Origin of the sequence: Mycobacterium sp. NPDC050441, assembly GCF_040655355.1 — a bacterium.
Classification (GTDB): Bacteria; Actinomycetota; Actinomycetes; order Mycobacteriales; family Mycobacteriaceae; genus Mycobacterium.
Genome location: NZ_JBFAJS010000015.1, coordinates 52,540 through 70,212, shown reverse-complemented (window position 1 = coordinate 70,212; position 17,673 = coordinate 52,540). Strand labels below are relative to the sequence as shown.

Sequence of the window (17,673 nt, the reverse complement as noted above, 5' to 3'; positions counted from 1 at the left end):
GCGGGATCCGGTTGCTATCGATTCCACCGGGAATTGAGCGTCGCCGGCGTCCATCTGGGCCAGGCGGGCGATCCGACGACGAACCCGCCGGCGATCTGAGCGACGATCTGCGGGCCCTTGACGGTGCTGTTGTCGTAGAAGGTTGCCGAGTCCACCCGTATCGCGGCGATCGCGACGAGATCCCAAAGTCGTTGGTAGCGTTCACGAATCTTCGTCTCGGGAACGTGGTGGCCGCCCGCCTGCACGCGGTGTCGCACACGCTGCACGGCCAGCTCCTCGGGAATCAGGACGCAATGCAGGATCACGGTGTACCCGGCGGTCTGTGCGTCGTCGATGAGCTCGAGTTTGGAGGGATGGGAGAACACCGTCTCGGCGATGAAGGACTCGCCGAGTTCGATGAGTTTGGCCCGGGTTTCGGCCGCGACGAGCGCGGCCTCGTACGAGTGCGGGGCCGGATCTTCCGGCCAGCGACGCTTGGCGATTTCGTCGGCGTTGACGAAGGGGCTACCCGGAAGCAGCCGGGAGAGGGTGAGTTCGACGAAGGTGGACTTGCCGGCGCCGTTGCATCCGACGACGAGATCGAGACGCTTCACGGCGCGACGGGACGACCCTTGTCAGCGCGAGCCGGGATCACTGCTGCGGCGTCAGCACCGTGGTGGTGCCGTCCGGCTGGTACTGCACGATCTCGCCGTCCTCGTCGAGCGCGACCGTGGTAATGCCGCGGGCGGCCAGCGTCGCACCGTAGTCGGCGCGCGCCAGGCTCTCCTCGATGGAGGCCGCAATCTCGGCGTCGAACACCGCGCCTTCCTCGGCGGTCAACTCGCGAAGCGGAATGTCGCCTGCCAGGGCGGCCTCCACCTTGCGGCGTGCTGCACTGTGACGGCTCGACACCGCACGGCCCACACGCGCCCAGTGGTCGAGTTGCTGTTTGGCCGAGCGGCTCTGACGTGCACCTTCTGCGGCCGCACTGTCGACGAGGTCTGCGGCGAACCGGGTCACCCGATCTGCGGTCTCGGTCATGAGAACCTCCTGGTAGCACTCTGAAACAAGCGTAGCAGAATGCTACGGAGCAGGCAGGGTCTCTCGACTCATACCGCCGACAATCGCTTCGCGATCTCGCCGTACCGTTCGAAACGTTCGGGTCCGCCGAGTGCGTTGTAGAGCACCACGCGGGTGGCGATTCCGGCGTACTTGGCGGCCAGCGCATCTGCCAGCCCGTCCCAGGTCGATTCGGTGGCGAAGGCATCGATGTGGTCGTCGGTGATCTGCGCCGCCATGCCTGCGATGTCACCGGCTTTCTGCTTCTCCCGCAGACGTGCGGTGGTGCCGTCAAAGCCGGCCTCGTCCCAGATGAAGGCATAGTTCGGCGTGCTCCCGTAGAAGCTCATGCTCGCCCGCACGAACTCGCGCTCGTTGGCGCGTTCCTCGTCGCTGTCGCCGACGATCGTCATCACGGGGATGATCTTGGCGATGTCGTCAGGGGAGCGGCCGGCCTTGGCCGCACCCGCGGCGACGTTGGGCAGCACGTGGCGGGCGATGTAACCCGGCTCGCCGATCGGGTGGATGTGGACACCATCGGCGACTTCGCCGGCCATCCGCAGCATCCACGGATTCACGGCCGCGATGTCCACTTTGGGATCGGGTGCATCGATCGGTCCGGGGCTCCACTGGGGAGTGATGAAGTCGAGATCGTAGAAATCCCCGTGATGGTCGAGGTTGCCGGTCCGGAAGGCGGCGAAGCACGCCTTCACCGCCAGCACATAGTCGCGCAGGCGCGGGCCCGGGCGCTCGAAGGGCATCCCGTAGCGCCGGACCACGTGTGTGCGGACCTGGGTGCCGATGCCGAGCCGGAACCTGCCGCCGGTGGCTTCCTGAAGCTCCCATGCCGACGCCGCCGTGATGAACGGGCTGCGCGGAAAGGCAACGGCGACACCGGTCGAGAGCTCGAGTCCGGGAGCAGACTGAGAGGCGACCGCCGCGTTGAGATACGCGGTGCGGCCCGTCTCGGTGAGCAGGAGCCCGGAGAATCCGGCGGACTGGGTGCGGCGGGCAAGGTCACCGATTTTTGCCAGCGGCTGCGGAACGGTCATCACGTCGACGTACACGTGGGGAGCGTACGTGAGTGTGCGTGCCGGGAACTCGTAATGCCTTAGAAGTCAACCATTTCACGCTGTCGGCCTCAGGCCTAGACTTGTTGACATCAGGGCAACCGGCGTCGTTACTACAAGCGCTAGGACCAGAGCTAGTTGCAACTGAAGGAGGGGACCCATGGTCAGGATCCATACGGTCGTGCCGGGGGAAACACTGTCGGCGTTGGCATTGCGGTTCTACGGGGATGCCGATCGGTACCGACTGATCGCCGCGGCCAGCGGGGTACCCGACCCCAATGTGATCAATGTGGGGCAGCGGTTGCTCTTTCCCGACTACACGCGATACACCGTGGCCCCGGGGGACACGATCGCGGCCGTGGCATCACGCTTCTACGGGCAGGCCGACCTGTCGCGGCTGATCGCCGCCGCCAGCGGGATCGCCCCGGATGCCGGCATCAATCCCGGTCAGCAGCTGATCATCCCGGAACTGAGGCTGTACCCGGTCGCCCCGGGAGATACGTTGTCGGCGTTGGCATCACGCTTCTACGGTGACGCATCGTTCTATCCACCGATCGCTGTCGTCAACGGCATCCCCGACCCCGGCGCGATAAGCCCGGGACAGGCGCTGGTCATATTCACCGGGCGCGGCGACGGATTCGGCCTTCGGATCGTGGACCGCAACGAGAACGATCCTCGCCTGTGGTACTACCGCTTCCAGACCGCGGCCATCGGCTGGAATCCCGGAGTCAACGTCTTGCTTCCCGACGACTACCACACCAGCGGGCGTACGTATCCGGTCCTATACATGTTCCACGGCGGCAACGACGATTTCCGTTCGTTCGACTTCATGGGCATCCGCGACTGGACCGCCGGGAAGCCGATCATCGTGGTGATGCCCGACGGTGGGCACGCCGGCTGGTATTCCAACCCGGTCACCTCATTCGTCGGGCCGCGGAACTGGGAGACGTTCCACATCGCCCAGCTGCTGCCCTGGATCGAAGCGAACTTCCGGACTTACGCCGAGTACGACGGCCGAGCGGTCGGCGGATTCTCGATGGGCGGCTTCGGCGCGCTGAAGTACGCGGCGAAGTACTACGGCCACTTCGCTTCGGTCAGTGCGCATTCGGGCCCGGCAAGCCTGCGCCGCGATTTCGGCCTCGTCGTGCACTGGGCGAACATCACGTCCGCGGTGCTGGATCTGGCCGGCGGAACGGTCTATGGCGCCCCGCTCTGGGATCAAGCCAGGGTCAGTGCCGACAACCCGGTCGAGCGGATCGAGAGCTACCGCAACAAGCGGGTCTTCCTAGTCGCCGGCACGAGTCCGGACCCGATCAACTGGTTCGACAGCGCCAACGAGACCGAGGTGCTCGCCGGCCAGCGTGAGTTCCGCGGACTTCTCGACCACGCCGGAATCCCGTATGAAGCGCACGAGGTGCCCGGAGGGCACGTCTTCCGTCCCGACATGTTCTCCGTCGACCTCGACGGGATCATCGCCCGGCTGCGGCCCGCGGCCGTAACGAGTAATGCGATGTAACACTAACCACATCCATCACACCAGCCACATACGCAACAGAATTCAATTCTTTCACTGCCAGCGCATTGGAAACTGAATTCACTTTAGGCTGCAATTTTCACAGCGCAGACCCCAAACTCTGTGAGAGGCGACGCGCGCGCCCACGGACCGCCTATCTGGCGCGGGCATCGATCTGAACTGCAGTTTTGAGGTTCATGACCGGGATTGCACTGCCCCCATTGGCCACAAGAGACCCATAACTATTAAATAAACTCAAAGAAGATAATTAGACTCTCTAGCACGGGTATTTTACTTCCGCCTCATCGGTAAACTCTGTAACACGATGGGCTGAAAATGGTCTGTCGCCCCGCCATTACCGGTGTGCACCGCGGTGCACACCGCCATGAAGGGATCGACATGCGCGTGCGCAAGGTCGTCACCGTATTCGGGTTCGTCGGTGCGATCGCCCTGGCTCAGACTCTCCTGACAGTCCCGAACGCCGGCGCCGAACCGAACTGGGACGCGATGGCTCAATGCGAATCGGGCGGAAACTGGGCGGCTGACACCGGCAACGGCTTCTACGGTGGGCTGCAGTTCACCCCAGCCACGTGGACCTCCCACGGCGGAATGGGATCGCCGGCCGCGGCGAGTCGCGAGGAACAGATCCGCGTGGCGCGCAACGTGATGCAGACCCAGGGCCTCGGCGCCTGGCCGGTTTGCGGCGGACCGGTCGGCCAGGCCACCGGAACCTGCCGCCAGGTGATGGTCTGGATCCCCCTGAGGAACCTGCCGCGGCTGTGCACCCTGGTGCTCAATCCGCTGGGCTGATCGCGCATCCGGTCCGGGACTGTTCGAGCGCGAATGGACGATCACCCGCAGATGCTCACTGTCATCCGCATCGAGGCCGACAGGGTGCGGCTCAGGAAGGCCGCCGACGGCTGCTACGTCGTGGCCGACAGGGAATCCGATGCGATGCTCGGCTTGGTGACGCTCGGCCGCCGCGGTCCTGAACTGCCCGGTCACGTGCTGGAGGGCGGCGGTGAGCTCGAGCTCAGCTACGTCTTTCGCAGATGCCTGGGGCATGGGTTTTGCGACCGAAGCTACTCGTGCGTTACTACACTGCGCCGCACAGCGACTCGCCGACCAACCGATCGTCATCATCACCCAGGCAGCAAACCTCGCGGCACTCCGCCTCGCTGACCGGCTCGGGTTCACGCGCGTGGAAACCTTCGAGCAATTCAGTGCCGAGCAGGTGCAGGCTAAGGCTCAGCTGAGGACATTCCTGCGGCAGTAGCGCTTTCGAGCGTCGAAAAAGTCTTGGCCAGCACCGAGCTCACTCTCAGCAAACCCTCAGTACGGCACTGCAACATCTAGGTAGGCGCCGGCCCGGCGCATATGTGTCGGTGTCGCAAGGGAAGAAGCAATCGGAATGAATTACTGGTCGGGTAGATCGCCGCAGAGTAGCAATCGCGAGTGGAGTTCGAAACAGGCGGTGGATCAACGGAATTCAAGCCCATGGAGCCGGAGCGGCTATCAGCAGCCGTTTCCTCCGTATGGCCTGCATCCCGAGATGACCCAGAAATTCGACGCCCCTCCGGTACAGGACGGTTCGCAGCCGAAGAAGAAGTCCCGCGTCGGCGTGCTGGTTGCCGGCACTGCCGCGGTGGCCATGGCTACCGGCGCAGTCGCAGCGGTCGCAGTGGTCGACCAGTCCGGAAAGCCCGCGACTGTCGCACAGTCGCCGGCTGTTGGCCACGCCGGCATACCGTCGCCGGCCACCGGATCCGCCCCGATTCAGCCGAAGGGTTCCGCACCCGCCGGATCGGTCGAGCAGGTATCGGCCAAGGTGCTGCCCAGTGTGGTCAAGCTGCAGATCAAGACCGGGCAGGGAAGTGAGGAGGGATCCGGAATCGTCCTCAGCGAGGACGGTCTGATCCTCACCAACAACCATGTCGTGGCGACTGCCGCCCGCGGCGCGGGCAGTCAGGGACCGCTGGCGGCCGAGGACTCACCTGGTGGCCAGTTCCCCGGAATGCCACGTGGCCTGTTCCCCGGTGACGATCAGTATTCGCCTGACGGACCGTCGGCCAGGACTTCCGGCCGCACGAACGGCGCAATGCAGGCGAGCGTGACCATGTCCGATGGTCGCACGGTGCCGTTCACCGTTGTCGGCACCGACCCCGACGACGACATCGCGGTGGTGAAAGCGCAGAACGTGTCCGGGTTGACCCCGATCACGATCGGTTCCTCGAAGGACCTGAAGGTGGGGCAGAACGTCGTCGCGGTGGGCTCGCCGCTGGGCCTGCAGGGGACGGTGACCACCGGCATCATCAGCGCGCTGGATCGCCCGGTCGCCACCGGCGATGGGCAGAGTGGCCAGAATTCGGTGATGAGCGCCATTCAGACCGACGCTGCGATCAATCCGGGTAACTCCGGCGGTGCGCTGGTCGACATGAACGGCGACCTCATCGGGGTGAACTCGGCGATCGCATCGTTGGGCGGTGGCCAGGGTTCGCAGGGCGGTGGGCAGGCCGGGTCGATCGGTCTGGGCTTCGCGATTCCGGTGGATCAGGCCAAACGGATTGCCGACGAACTGGTTTCGACGGGAACCGTCCAGCACGCCTCGCTGGGTGTCCAGCTCTCCGGGAACGATTCGAACGGCGCAGCGGTCGCCGGTGTGGTCGCCGGGGGCCCGGCAGCCGCGGCCGGTCTGCCCGACGGCGCGGTGATCACCAAGGTCGACAATCAGGTGATCGACGGTCCCGATGCCCTGGTCGCTGCGGTGCGGTCCAAGGCGCCGGGGGACACCGTGACGCTGACCTATGAGGATCCGTCGGGAGCTTCACGCACCGTGGACGTCACCCTCGGGCAGGTCCAGGCGTAACGATAGAACCAGTGAGTGGGCCCCAGCCGGGTGTTTCCGGGCTGGGGCCCACTGCTGTGTCCGTCGGTGTCAATGGACATGAGCACAGAAAATTCGAGTGACCTCGGCGCACAATGTGTGTGACGATTCTCGGATGCCGAGCACACTCATCGAGGTACGGCGGTCTTACCTCCAGTCCGAAGAGGTAGCGATCATTGATGCGGTGCACGATGCACTTGTAGTCGCGTTCCAGATCCCGGTCGGCGACAAGCATGTCCGGCTGGTATCCCATGAGCCTCATCGGTTCTCGCATTCGCCGGGCCTGGCACAACCCGACCTGTACACACTCGTGACGATCGACTGCTTTGCCGGCCGGTCGGTGCAGGCCAAGCGGAACCTCTACCTGGAGATTGTCAATCGCCTGGAGGCACTGGGTATCCCGCCGAACCACGTCACCATCGTGCTGCGTGACAACCCGATTCAGAACTGGGGAATTCGTGGAGGGCAGGCTGCCTGCGATGTCGATCTGGGCTTCGACGTCAACGTGTGACCGGCACCCTGCCCTTTTCGTCAGCTGGTCGGGGGCTTGTGGGCGACGACACGCTCGACGAGACCCAGTTTGAAGCGCTCGACGTGATCGATGTCGAGAACGTTGCCGGCGCGGAGGTGGTCCAGCGGGCGCCGTAGGAAATGTTCTCCGCCAAGCCGGATCGTGAACACCTCCAGTGCCCGTTGGAACACCCGCACCGGCGCCGCGCTGCTTCGGATGTGGTCGACCAGGATGAGTTTTCCGCCGGGGCGCAGTACGCGGGTCATCTCAGTGAGGGCCTGGGTGTGGTCGGGAATGGCGCAGAGCCCGAAGGTACAGACAACGGTGTCGAAGCTGGCGTCGTCGAACGGCAGATGGTGGGCGTCCGCCTGCTGAAGGGTGGGTGCTCGGCCGAGTTCGGCGGCGCGTTGCTCGGCCAGATCAAGCATCGGCTTGCTCCAGTCGATCCCCGTCAGCCGGACGTCGTCGGGGTAGAAGCCGAGGTTGAGTCCCGTGCCTACCGCGACTTCGAGAACGGCACCGGTGGCCTGACTGCACACCCACTGGCGCGAGTCCCCGAACAGGTGGCGGTCGAAGAACCCCATCTCTCGGTCGTAGCTGCTGGATTTCTTGTCCCAGTACCGGTTCCACCGAGCTCGCTGATCATCGGTCGGCGCCATGGCATTCACCTCGTTATCGCTGGGTAACCTCGTCGCGTCCCACGCCGGGTAGGAATCGTCCGACGGAGACGCAATAGCCACGATAAGCCTGACCGTGGGTCCGCAGCAGGTAGGGCTCTTCCACGACACGGACCTGCAGTTCGATCGTGGCGGACAACATGACGAAGGCCAAGAGTGCGACCGGATTCGGGGTCATGAGCGTGATACCGCCGGCGAAGACGAGCATGGCGGTGAAGATGGGGTTGCGTACGAGTCCGAAGACTCCGCTGCGCACCAATGTTGTTGTCTCGCTGGGATCGACTCCGATACGCCAGGATTCGCCCATGTCCAGCTGGGCGTAGACGGTGGCGGCAATTCCGGTAGCGGCCAGCACGGTACCCAGCGACTGGATCCATGGATCGTGCAGGAAGGTGATCGGTGCGGTGAATCCGAGAAGTTGGAGCATGGGCGCGGCCACACCGACAATGATCGACACGATGAATCCGATGCCGGCCAACCATTCCAGCGAGCCGGGCCTCCCGCTGATGCCACGAAATCCAGTCGACCCCGTTTGTCGGTACTGGACCCAACTACGCCAACCGAACCCCAGTACCGCGAAGATCAGGTAGAGAATCAGTGCGGTTACGGCCATGAGCTTCATCTCCTCGGGTTATCAGTCTCCACAACAGGTTTCGCCGCGCCAGGCTTCGCGTCCTTCGTTGACGGCGACGCCGGCGAGAATGAGTGCGGCGATCGGATCGGCCCAACTCCAGCCGAACAGACTGTTGAGGACCAGCCCCGCGAGCACCACCGCGGACAGATAGGTGCACAGCAGCGTCTGCTTGGAGTCCGCCACGGCTGAGCGGGAACCGAGTTCACGGCCGGCGCGGCGCTGGGCAAAGGACAGCACCGGCATGATGGCCAGGCTGGCCGCGGTCAACGCGATGCCGATCACCGAATGCCGGGCCTCCTCGGCTCCGGTGAGCGCTCGGATCGATTCGATGGTGACATAGGCCGCCAACGCGAAGAACGACACCGCAATGATCCGCAGCGCGGTCTTCTCGCGAGCCTCCGGGTCCGGGCCAGAGAATTGCCAGGCGACCGCGGCAGCCGAGGAAACCTCGATCACGGAGTCGAGTCCGAAGCCGATCAATGCGGTCGACGACACCCGGGCGCCCTCGCCGATAGCGATGACCGCCTCGATGACGTTGTAGGTGATGGTAGCGGCGACGAACCATCGGATCCGCCGGAGCAGCGACGCCCGTCGCGCTGGGGCCAGGGGACTGGCGGGCTCCTGAAAGCCTGACGTCATCAGCAGCACCCCTCGGATGCGGCGTTGGGGCATTGCTCGGAATCGGCGGCCAGCACGACATGCAGCAGATCGTTCAGCGCGTGGGCGAGTTTGGGATCGGCGAGTTCGTAGCGGGTTCGCCGCCCTTCGGGAACGGCCACGACCAGGCCGCAACCACGAAGGCACGCAAGGTGATTGGACATGCTCTGCCGGGACACACCCGCCGCGTCGGCCAGGTCGGCCGGGTATCCCGGGGCGCCTTTGAGGGCGAGCAGGATCTTGGACCGGGTCTGATCCGAGAGCGCATGACCGAACCGTGCCAGTACCGCGACCTGCGTCAGCGTCTCCATGCCCTGACAGTACATCAGAAGGTGAATTCAGGGAATGTTGAACTGTCAAGGTGGGGTAGCCGGATACTCGTTGCGACGGCTGGAGCGCGACGCATGCTCGTGCTGGATTACACTCCCCGCGAAGAGGGCCGATCCCTCCTGGCGGGAGTGCCACTGCCGCAACGGGTTTTGGTCAAACTGCTGGGCGCGCGGTCGCTGGCGCCATACCGCAAGAAGTTGTATGCCGGGTAGATCTGGCCTGCGTCGGCCGGGGTCGAAGCGTTGTGACTAGATGGCGCCGGGTGTGCCGGGAGGGCTCATCGACCCGTCGACATTTGGCACCATTGCGGGGGCCGGTATCCCACCGTCCGCCGCGTTGTCTCCGGGTATCCCGTCATCTGGCGACTGGTCGTACATGCCTCCCCGGCAGGCTGGATTCCACCCCTCCGTGGCGCACGCAGGATCATCCGGGCTGGTGGGGGAATCGAGAGCCGCGGGTATGCGGGGTGCCGCTGAAGCGATGGACGCCGTAGTCGCCGGAACAACCGCGCCCAGTACGGCAATCCCGGAGATTGTCGCCACCGCCGATCTTGTGAGCACGCGTCGCACCTCAAGGGCCATCATCGAACGCATCTTCCGCTCCTTCATCCGGGCCAAACAAGTCAGCTCGACGTTTGCCAACGTCGCACCCTTGTCGCTCATGCTCGCAGTTCCACACCTACCGCGGGGGGAAACCGCGACTTCGCTGGCAGAAACTCCAACGCGGCCTTGAAGTTTGACGCGCATGTCAAAAACGAAGGTGGGCGACCCCACCGTCGAGAACGCGTGATTGGCCGGCGCTCTCCGTAGAGAACGCCGGCCAATCACGACAGTCGATCAGTAATCCCAGCCGGCCGGTACACACCGGAAGGCATCGCCGGCGGTCGCGACGTGGCAGACCGACGGGAACGGCAGGTGGGTGGCCACCAGCGATTCTCCCGTCGCCGCCAGCTCGCGCAGAAGCTCGATGCGGACGCGGGCGGCTTCCTCGGGGTCGTGTTCGAATCCGTTCTGCCACTCGGGGTTGTCAAACCCGGGGGCGAACACGGCATCGCCGGCGAACGTCAGCTTCTCGCCGCCGGACGCCAAGCGGACCACACTGTGCCCGGGGGTGTGACCGCCGGTGCGAGTGACGAGCACGCCCGGCGCCACCTCGTACTCCGTCTCGAACGTGCGCAGCTGGCCTCGGTAGTCGTCCAAGAACTGCGAGGCGACCCGGCGAAGCACATCCGGTATCGGCTGCGGCATGACGGTGCGCGAGAAATCGGGTGACTCCCAGAACTCCGCTTCGGCAGCCGCCGCGTGGACCCGCAGGTCCGGCCGCAGTCGTTCCTTCACCCCTTCGGTGATCAGTCCGCCCACGTGGTCCATGTGCATGTGGGTGAGCACCACGTCGGTCACTGAACCGAGATCGACACCGGCGGCCTCCAGTCGCTGGACCGTCTGGCCGGCTCGGGGGAAGTCCGGGAATTCCAGCCCCAGCCCGGCGTCGACGAGGATGGTCTTATCGCCGCTGCGGACCACCACGATGTTCAGCGGCCAGTCGACCACCTCGGGAGGCAGGAAGTTGTCGTCCAGCCAGCCCGCCAGGTTGGACGGGTCGACGTTGGTGGCCAACGTTGAGGCGGTAATCGGCAGCACGCCGTCGCTGATCACCAGAACCTCGATGTCGCCAACTTGCACCGCATAACGCGACGGAACCAACTCGTCGACCGGACTTCCGAGTCGTGAGATGTTGTCCAAACTCATACCGTGTTCCTCCTGAGGGCTGCACCGACGACATGTCGAATGACCTGTCTTTCTCGTGGGAACGTCCACGGGCCGCCGGAACTATCCAGGGATCGGGCCCGACGGGTGGCTAGGGTCGGCTGATGGCCTCCGTCAAGCAATTCCAAGTCACTTTCGATTGCGCGGATCCGGAGCGCGTAGCTCGCTTCTGGTGCGAAGTGCTGGGATACGTGGTGCCGCCGGCGCCGCCGGGTTTCGACACCTGGGCGGATTTCGATCGATCCCTGAGCCCGGAGCGCCAGGGGTCGGCGTTCGCCTGTGTCGACCCCTCGGGTGTCGGCCCGCGACTGTTCTTTCAGCGCGTACCTGAAGGCAAGGCCGTCAAGAACCGTGTGCATCTCGACGTCCGGGTGGGCACCGGACTCGTAGGTCCAGAGCGCCTGGCGACGCTCGAAGCCGAGTGCACGCGCTTGGTCGCACTGGGGGCGGTGCGCGTGCGATTATTGCCGGCCGATGACACCAACGAGTCCTGCATCGTGATGCAGGACGTCGAGGGCAACGAGTTCTGCCTCGACTGAGGTGCCGCGGGCCTGACGTGCCGCGAGCTCACTCGTGAAGCGGCCGGAAGCGGTTGCGCTGCACGAGTATGCCCGGACAGGTGACCGCGAAGGCGCCGGTCTCGAAGTCGACGTCGGCGGTGCCGTCGTCGATCCCGTGGCTGAACTCGAACGACATCTTGAACACCGCGGTGCTGTGCGCCGGAACGATGAACGCGTTCCAGCTGACGCTGGTGGTGCCGAAAACATCTGTGGCGAGGAGAGAATCGCGCGAGTACCAGTGGGCGGTGGCCACCAATTGCTTGATGAGGTTGCTCTGACTCGCCGGTGCGGGAGTGGGCTGCGTTTGGGGCTGAGCCCACCATTGCAGCGGTTGAAGCATGGTTTGCAGGGTGGCGGAGGTGGTGATGAGGTCCAGGTTGCCACCGTTGGCGCGCACGGCCATCGACCCGTTGACCAATAGTTCGCCAGAAATATCAATTGCTGCGGATTCGGTATCGTCGTTGGTCCACATGAACCAGAAGCTCACCCAGTCGGTCCCGTTCTGAAAGCGGTGATATTTGAATTTGGCGAAACTATTACCCGGCTGTGCCACCGATTCGATCCGATAATCGGGATCGCCCCAGATGAAGAAGGGGGTCTGGAGAAACTCCGACTGGCCGATCGCCAGGCCCCCGATATCCCGCCTGCGAGCGTCTGCCGCCGCCACAAGGGCGGCCTGACGCTCCGCCGCCACATTCACGGCCTCGTTGTGGACCCGCTGGGCCTGGGCCTCAAGAGTCGCAAGGTGGGCTTGACGATCCTTCTTCAATTGCGTGAAGGTTTCCGGATCGATCGCAGCGAAAATCGCCTGCTCCGCACCGGGCCAGGTGGTTGCCGGCACGGCGACCCTGTGTGGCAGCTCGCGCTGCCCGAATTTTCCCGCCTTGATCGCCGCAATAATTTCGTCTGCGGCACTATTCGATTTCGCAGCCATGACCGGTAATCATTCTCGCAATAATCGGACAGCACAATAGTGCATCGCGGGGTCGAAATTATTGGAACCACTCCCAGGAACCCCACAGCAATATCCCGGTTATTTCGCAGAGTTCATTTGCTGCGTCAAATGATCCCCCGTCGCGTTCAGAGGGTCAGCGTGGGGCCGACATCGTCGGGAGGGTATCGACGACTGGCGTGTTCTGCGCCGCTGAGACCCACCATGTGTCGTTGTGCCGAACCAAGACGTACATCGCCATCTCACTGAAACCGCCGTCAAGTGCGCTGCGACGGATCTGTGCAACGACCACTTCCGGTGCGGGACAGATGACCTGTGCGAGTTCAAAGCGCGACGCGGGCGTGATTGGGGGGCCGCTCATCATCCGACGGTGGATCGGATTGAGATTCGAATAACCCTTGAGCACCATGCCTTTTGGCGTTCCCCAAAGGATGTCGGCCGCGAACATGCCGTCATAGACGTCGGCGTTTCCGGCATCGCCGCCACGCTGAAGATGATCGATGAGATCACGCACTGCCTCAGAACCATCGACGGTTGCAGTATCCAAGCTCGGACGTTGCTTCATCATCGATCAACCGTAAGATCCCAAGTGCACTTGAGGTCAAGGATTTTCACTGTCACGACTACCGGGCTGATCGATCTGTTCGCGGAGGATGTCGCCATGACCAGCGTGCCTGGCGAATTCTTCGATCATGGCGAGCAGGGTCCATCGCATGCTGACCGTTCCTTCGCGAGGATTGTCCTTCGTGGCGTCGAGATCGAAACGGGAGGCGATAGTCCGTGATCGTTGACTGGCGCGTTCGAACTCGGCGATCACGTCGTCCAGTGACTCGTCGGCGGCGACGGCGAAGGTGCCTTCGTCTCGGTTCGAGTAGCCGTCGCATTCGGATTCATCGAGCCCTGCCCAGAACCGTTGGAACCAAATCCGTTCCGCGGCAGCCGCGTGCTTGATCAACGAGATCGGTGTTGTCAGCGACGTCACGAGTTGCCGGCGGGCGTCCGCCTCGGACAGCCCACGCACGGTCGCAATGAGCGCGGCACGATTGCGATCGAGCACGTTCTCGATGAGTTCCCGTTCCGAACCGGAGGTAATTCGGTTGGTACCCACAGGGGTTCACTCCATTCTGCTGGGTGGTTGAAGACTTGGTTTGACCCGACCGCCCCGGCCGGGGCGTACGGGACAGGCCCGAAATCGGGAGAGGTGAGCGAGGCGTCCGATTCCGCGGGACGCGCGCGTCGTCCCCGAAGTAGCGCGCCCAGGGTGGCATTCTGGACTGGTGGTAGATGTCTTGATCGCTGAGCCGGGGGAACTGAGTCAGCACGACTTGTATACCGCCGAGACATTGGTCCGGTCGGCATTCGGGGACAGCTTTCGCGCATATGACTGGCTCCACGGCGCTGATGGGGTGCATGTGTTGGTCACCGATGATGGTCTGCTGGTGGCTCACGCGGCGGTGGTGACACGCACTCTGCGACATGATGATCGTGCCTTCGCCACCGGTTACGTCGAAGGGGTTGCGGTGCGTGGCGACCAGCGGGGCCGCGGGCTGGGACGACTCGTGATGGATCACGCGGAGTCCATCGTCCGCACGCGGCACGCCATCGGTGCGCTCAACGCCGTGGAGAGCGCGGCGCAGTTCTATGCGAGTCGCGGGTGGATGCCTTGGGATGGCCCCACTCACGCCGACACACCCGACGGAGTGGTCGATACCTATGACGCTGCCGACCGCATTTTTCTTCTTACGCCGTCGAGCACACTGTCCGACTTCGCGAAATCGACACCGTTGGTCTGTGATTGGCGCGTCGGCGATCTCTGGTAGCAGTGACGGCGGTGACCGGCGCTACAGCCGGCTGACCGCAAACTGCGCGGCCTGGTCGACCATGCCGTTGGTGATGTAGGAGTTGTGCGCGCCGCCGGGCGGCGCGGGCGCGGCACCGTTACACACACTGTCACCGGTGGCACACAGATCGATGGTCTTGGGCACATACAACGGCCCGATGGTGATCTGAGGCGCCCCAGCATCGCTGAGGAACTGGTTGGACGGTTTCCCGAACAACGCCACGGCAGCCACGTGAGAAGCGATCTCCGGAGGCATCGGAGGTGGTACGAACGCCGCCGGGACACCTGCAGGGATATCGGCCGAAGTAGTGAACGCTGCCACGGCAGCACCCTGGGAGAACCCGCCCAGCACCATCTTGGTGGCGGGGCAGTCGGCGGCCACTGCCTGGATGTGGTTGGTTGCGTCCCTGATGCCGTCGATAACTGTGAGGGCGAACTGGATGCCGTCGGTGAAGTCGGCGCTGGCCTGGTAATTCACCGGGTGCTCACCGACAGATTTCGGGCCGGCCTTGGCGCGCAGGGCATCGACGAACGCCTGTCCGATACCGCCGGCGCCTGGCGGCTCTCCGGTCCCGCGGGCGAACACCACTTCTGAGTCGGGACATGGGGCCGCGTTGGCGATGGGTGCCGGGGCGCTCACCAGTGCCGACGCGGTGAACGAGGCCGCGAGCAGGCCCATGAGCCCGTAGATTCTCCGGCGGTTGGGCGCCGCGGGAGTTTGGCTGCAATCGATTGTGTGCATAGGAGAACCTTCGCGTCGGGGTCGGACGGCCGATTGCCCGAACTCGATGATACGTAACGCCCGCAAGAGCACGTGGCGCGCTCGGTGGCACCAGGGCACGGGCGCGGAAAACCGTTGGACGGGGTCGCGGTCGACTTGATAGCGTCGCCGCGACCGTGGAAAGACGCGAGGAGGTGAGACCCATGGACGCTGTAACCCTGTGGGTGCTCCCACTCGTGTGCACGGTTGGGCGATCGCGGTAGGTGTCGCCAGGAGCGCCTGAACAATGGCACTTCCGAAAGGCACCACTATGCATTTCACCTCTGAGACGTCGTCGAACGGCGTCATCGAACGCACCTTCACCCTGGACGACATCACCGGTGTGCTCTGGTCACCGGAAACCGGTCCCGACGGCGGGCCCGTCATCCTGGCCGGACACCCCGGCGGACTGGACAAGAAGGCCCCGGGGCATGTCGGGCGGGCACATTCCTCGGTGCTCACGGACGGTTTTCACGTCGTCTCCATCGACGCGCCAGGACATGGCGAGCGGCCACGCAGTGCAGCCGATGTTCGCCTGGTCACCGCCTTCCAACAGGCTCGGGCAGACGGCAGCCCGTCGTTCGGCCGGTTCCTCGCTGACTACTGCCACGCAGTGGCCCAACGCGCTGTCCCGGAATGGCAGGCGACTATCGACGCCGTGCAGGCCCTGCCCGAGATCGGTACGTGCGCGCCGATCGGCTACTCCGGTATGACGCTGGCGAGCGCGGTCGGAATACCGCTGGCCGCGGTCGAGCCTCGGATCACCGCTGCGCTCTTCGGTGGGGTTGTCGCACACGATGCGCTGCTCGAGGCGGCGAGACAGGTAACCATCCCGATCGAGTTCCTGCTCCCGTGGGACGACAAGGAGATCCCGCGGCAATTCGGTCTCGAGTTGTTCGATGCCTTCGCCTCGGAAGACAAAGTGCTACATGCCTTCCCGGGTCGGCATCACCCGGTGCCCACAGACCGGGTCGACACTCGGTTCTTTCCCCGGCATCTCGGGCGGAGTGAGGGCGCCGCGGCGTCGGGGGAGCGGAAGTAGTTCACGTCTCACGTGAACTGCAGGGAGCGAGTAGAAGATTGGATATGTGGAGTACCCGAGTTGAGCAGCCGCAGGATGTCAGTCGCATCCACGCCGTGAACGCGGCTGCGTTTCCCACGGAGCTCGAAGCGAACCTCGTCGACGCGCTCCGAGAAGACCCGGCCGCCTGGATCGACGGATTGTCCATCGTCAGCTGCGACGTCACCGGTGAGATTGTCGGATATGCGTTGCTCACGCGATGCACAGTCGACAGTCATCCCGCCCTCGCACTCGGACCCTGCGCGGTCGTGCCCGATCTCCAGCGCAGTGGAGCTGGTTCGGCAGCTATTCGAGCAGGGCTCGAGCGAGCGCGACATCTGGGGGAAAACCTGGTTGTCGTTCTGGGGCATGCTGATTACTACCCGCGCTTCGGGTTCGGTCCGGCATCGCGTCTCGGTATCACTGCGCCATTTGCGGCACCGGATGACAACTTCTTGGCCCTCACTCTCAATCCTGATGCGGCGGTACCCAGCGGTGAGGTTGCGTATGCGAAACCCTTCGGCGTCTGACGCTTGAATCGCACCGTCACTCGCCCGTGAGTCGGGTCAGCTGCGATTCTGCCTGCGCCAGCGCCACTTCGGCAGTTCGCAACCTGCTCTGCAACTCATCGGCGGCCTGCTGCGCCAGGTCGAGCTGTGCGTCGGCCGCCTCGAGGTCGTGCTGCGCGGCCGCGAGGGTCTCGAGTACTTTCTCGTAGCGCCGGCGTGCGGTCGTGACTTTGTGCCGGCGCTCCGTCACCGTTGCGAGCGCGCCGTCGTGTGCGGCGCCCGCCTCGCTCAGTTCGGATGCGGTGGCGTCACGGTGGCGTCGGGCCTCCTCGACCGCGGCAGCGTCCGCGTGCGACTGCTCCGTCGTCGTCGACGGTGGGGTGGTCCTCGGCGCGGACCCCGTGTCGGACCGGGCCCGCGTGATCACGGCGGACGACGCGCCGAAGTCACCGAACCCCGACCACTCTTCCGCTCTGGACAGCCGGCCCAAACGTGCGGTGACCTCGGGATCGGCGATCGCCGCCTGGAGTGTGCCGGTGACGTCGTCGCGCAATGCCGCTGTCGGATCAGGCACTTCGGCGGCCGCGAATCCAGCGCGGGCCAGGTCCTGCACAAGTAACCGCTGCGCCGTGGACAGCTCGCGGATACGTTGTCCATCCATGGCCGCATGCGCGGCGCGCAGCGCTTCGTGCAAGCTGGTCAATTTCGGGAGGACTGTCGCGTCGGTCAGTGCGAGCAGGTTCACCACCCACGCAGCCGTTGTCGGCCGTCGAGCCGCAGCGATCACCTTGGCCGCCTTCATATCACCACGCTTCTTTGCCGCTGAGACGAGCTCATTGCGCCGTGTGGTGAACTCCTCGGGCCGCTGCACGTAGAGCGAGTTGAGGTCGTCGTCGACGGTCACGGCAACCT

23 protein-coding genes are annotated in these 17,673 nt (G+C 64.5%); 10 read left to right on the top strand and 13 right to left on the bottom strand.

Features of this window, described 5'->3' with window-relative positions:
- Positions 1-14: 14 nt before the first annotated feature.
- The 3 genes from AB0I14_RS31045 to AB0I14_RS31035 form a co-directional block, all read right to left on the bottom strand.
- Positions 15-593: a zeta toxin family protein gene (locus tag AB0I14_RS31045; RefSeq protein ID WP_358030470.1), complete on the bottom strand. Its 579-nt coding sequence runs from the start codon at positions 591-593 to the stop codon at positions 15-17.
- A 37-nt stretch (positions 594-630) separates the two neighbouring features.
- Complete coding sequence (locus AB0I14_RS31040) at positions 631-1,020, bottom strand: hypothetical protein (protein ID WP_358030467.1); 390 nt, start codon at positions 1,018-1,020, stop codon at positions 631-633.
- Between the two features lie 68 nt (positions 1,021-1,088).
- On the bottom strand, positions 1,089-2,105 hold the full coding sequence (locus AB0I14_RS31035; RefSeq protein ID WP_358030464.1) for a TIGR03617 family F420-dependent LLM class oxidoreductase: 1,017 nt from the start codon (positions 2,103-2,105) through the stop codon (positions 1,089-1,091).
- Positions 2,106-2,268: 163 nt separating this feature from the next.
- Between AB0I14_RS31035 and AB0I14_RS31030 the strand changes: the two genes are divergently transcribed.
- The 5 genes from AB0I14_RS31030 (at position 2,269) to AB0I14_RS31010 (ending at position 7,016) form a co-directional block, all read left to right on the top strand.
- The gene (locus tag AB0I14_RS31030) at positions 2,269-3,624 is read left to right on the top strand and encodes an alpha/beta hydrolase-fold protein (RefSeq protein WP_358030461.1); all 1,356 of its coding nucleotides are present in this window, start codon (positions 2,269-2,271) and stop codon (positions 3,622-3,624) included.
- Positions 3,625-4,020: 396 nt separating this feature from the next.
- Positions 4,021-4,431: a transglycosylase family protein gene (locus AB0I14_RS31025; protein ID WP_358030459.1), complete on the top strand. Its 411-nt coding sequence runs from the start codon at positions 4,021-4,023 to the stop codon at positions 4,429-4,431.
- 253 nt (positions 4,432-4,684) lie between these two features.
- Positions 4,685-4,897, top strand: coding sequence for a GNAT family N-acetyltransferase (locus tag AB0I14_RS31020; RefSeq protein ID WP_358030457.1), 213 nt, complete (start codon positions 4,685-4,687; stop codon positions 4,895-4,897).
- Positions 4,898-5,272: 375 nt separating this feature from the next.
- The gene (locus AB0I14_RS31015; protein WP_358030612.1) at positions 5,273-6,487 is read left to right on the top strand and encodes a trypsin-like peptidase domain-containing protein; all 1,215 of its coding nucleotides are present in this window, start codon (positions 5,273-5,275) and stop codon (positions 6,485-6,487) included.
- A 133-nt stretch (positions 6,488-6,620) separates the two neighbouring features.
- Entirely contained in the window at positions 6,621-7,016 is a 396-nt protein-coding gene (locus AB0I14_RS31010; RefSeq protein ID WP_358030455.1) for a tautomerase family protein, read from the top strand.
- Positions 7,017-7,036: 20 nt separating this feature from the next.
- Here AB0I14_RS31010 and AB0I14_RS31005 read toward each other — a convergent pair whose 3' ends face one another.
- Genes AB0I14_RS31005 through AB0I14_RS30990 form a run of 4 tightly spaced genes read right to left on the bottom strand, consistent with a single transcriptional unit; the run spans position 7,037 to position 9,295 of the window.
- On the bottom strand, positions 7,037-7,675 hold the full coding sequence (locus AB0I14_RS31005) for a class I SAM-dependent methyltransferase (RefSeq protein ID WP_358030452.1): 639 nt from the start codon (positions 7,673-7,675) through the stop codon (positions 7,037-7,039).
- 13 nt (positions 7,676-7,688) lie between these two features.
- Positions 7,689-8,306 (bottom strand): isoprenylcysteine carboxylmethyltransferase family protein, encoded by a 618-nt coding sequence (locus AB0I14_RS31000; RefSeq protein WP_358030450.1) that lies wholly within the window; start codon positions 8,304-8,306, stop codon positions 7,689-7,691.
- Positions 8,307-8,327: 21 nt separating this feature from the next.
- Positions 8,328-8,966: a cation transporter gene (locus tag AB0I14_RS30995; protein WP_358030448.1), complete on the bottom strand. Its 639-nt coding sequence runs from the start codon at positions 8,964-8,966 to the stop codon at positions 8,328-8,330.
- Positions 8,966-9,295, bottom strand: coding sequence for a winged helix-turn-helix domain-containing protein (locus tag AB0I14_RS30990; protein WP_358030446.1), 330 nt, complete (start codon positions 9,293-9,295; stop codon positions 8,966-8,968). The genes AB0I14_RS30995 and AB0I14_RS30990 overlap by 1 nt, the downstream gene beginning before the upstream one ends.
- 93 nt (positions 9,296-9,388) lie before the next feature.
- Here AB0I14_RS30990 and AB0I14_RS30985 point away from each other — a divergent pair, with 93 nt between their 5' ends.
- A complete protein-coding gene (locus tag AB0I14_RS30985; protein ID WP_358030444.1) occupies positions 9,389-9,526 on the top strand; it encodes a hypothetical protein in 138 nt (45 codons plus the stop codon).
- Between the two features lie 624 nt (positions 9,527-10,150).
- On the opposite strand, the gene AB0I14_RS30980 is transcribed toward AB0I14_RS30985, so the two are convergent.
- A complete protein-coding gene (locus AB0I14_RS30980; RefSeq protein WP_358030441.1) occupies positions 10,151-11,062 on the bottom strand; it encodes an MBL fold metallo-hydrolase in 912 nt (303 codons plus the stop codon).
- A 122-nt stretch (positions 11,063-11,184) separates the two neighbouring features.
- Here AB0I14_RS30980 and AB0I14_RS30975 point away from each other — a divergent pair, with 122 nt between their 5' ends.
- On the top strand, positions 11,185-11,619 hold the full coding sequence (locus AB0I14_RS30975) for a VOC family protein (protein WP_358030439.1): 435 nt from the start codon (positions 11,185-11,187) through the stop codon (positions 11,617-11,619).
- Between the two features lie 28 nt (positions 11,620-11,647).
- On the opposite strand, the gene AB0I14_RS30970 is transcribed toward AB0I14_RS30975, so the two are convergent.
- The 3 genes from AB0I14_RS30970 to AB0I14_RS30960 form a co-directional block, all read right to left on the bottom strand.
- A complete protein-coding gene (locus AB0I14_RS30970; RefSeq protein ID WP_358030436.1) occupies positions 11,648-12,574 on the bottom strand; it encodes a hypothetical protein in 927 nt (308 codons plus the stop codon).
- A 154-nt stretch (positions 12,575-12,728) separates the two neighbouring features.
- Entirely contained in the window at positions 12,729-13,160 is a 432-nt protein-coding gene (locus tag AB0I14_RS30965; RefSeq protein WP_358030433.1) for a DUF4440 domain-containing protein, read from the bottom strand.
- A 33-nt stretch (positions 13,161-13,193) separates the two neighbouring features.
- Positions 13,194-13,700: a DinB family protein gene (locus AB0I14_RS30960; RefSeq protein WP_358030431.1), complete on the bottom strand. Its 507-nt coding sequence runs from the start codon at positions 13,698-13,700 to the stop codon at positions 13,194-13,196.
- A gap of 169 nt (positions 13,701-13,869) precedes the next feature.
- Here AB0I14_RS30960 and AB0I14_RS30955 point away from each other — a divergent pair, with 169 nt between their 5' ends.
- Positions 13,870-14,412 (top strand): GNAT family N-acetyltransferase, encoded by a 543-nt coding sequence (locus AB0I14_RS30955; protein WP_358030429.1) that lies wholly within the window; start codon positions 13,870-13,872, stop codon positions 14,410-14,412.
- 21 nt (positions 14,413-14,433) lie between these two features.
- On the opposite strand, the gene AB0I14_RS30950 is transcribed toward AB0I14_RS30955, so the two are convergent.
- Entirely contained in the window at positions 14,434-15,111 is a 678-nt protein-coding gene (locus AB0I14_RS30950; protein WP_358030609.1) for a cutinase family protein, read from the bottom strand.
- A 352-nt stretch (positions 15,112-15,463) separates the two neighbouring features.
- On the opposite strand from AB0I14_RS30950, the gene AB0I14_RS30945 reads away from it, so the two are divergent.
- A complete protein-coding gene (locus AB0I14_RS30945; RefSeq protein ID WP_358030427.1) occupies positions 15,464-16,234 on the top strand; it encodes an alpha/beta hydrolase in 771 nt (256 codons plus the stop codon).
- A gap of 95 nt (positions 16,235-16,329) precedes the next feature.
- Positions 16,330-16,782, top strand: coding sequence for an N-acetyltransferase (locus AB0I14_RS30940; RefSeq protein ID WP_358030424.1), 453 nt, complete (start codon positions 16,330-16,332; stop codon positions 16,780-16,782).
- 16 nt (positions 16,783-16,798) lie between these two features.
- On the opposite strand, the gene AB0I14_RS30935 is transcribed toward AB0I14_RS30940, so the two are convergent.
- Entirely contained in the window at positions 16,799-17,665 is an 867-nt protein-coding gene (locus tag AB0I14_RS30935) for a hypothetical protein (protein ID WP_358030422.1), read from the bottom strand.
- Between the last annotated feature and the right edge of the window lie 8 nt (positions 17,666-17,673).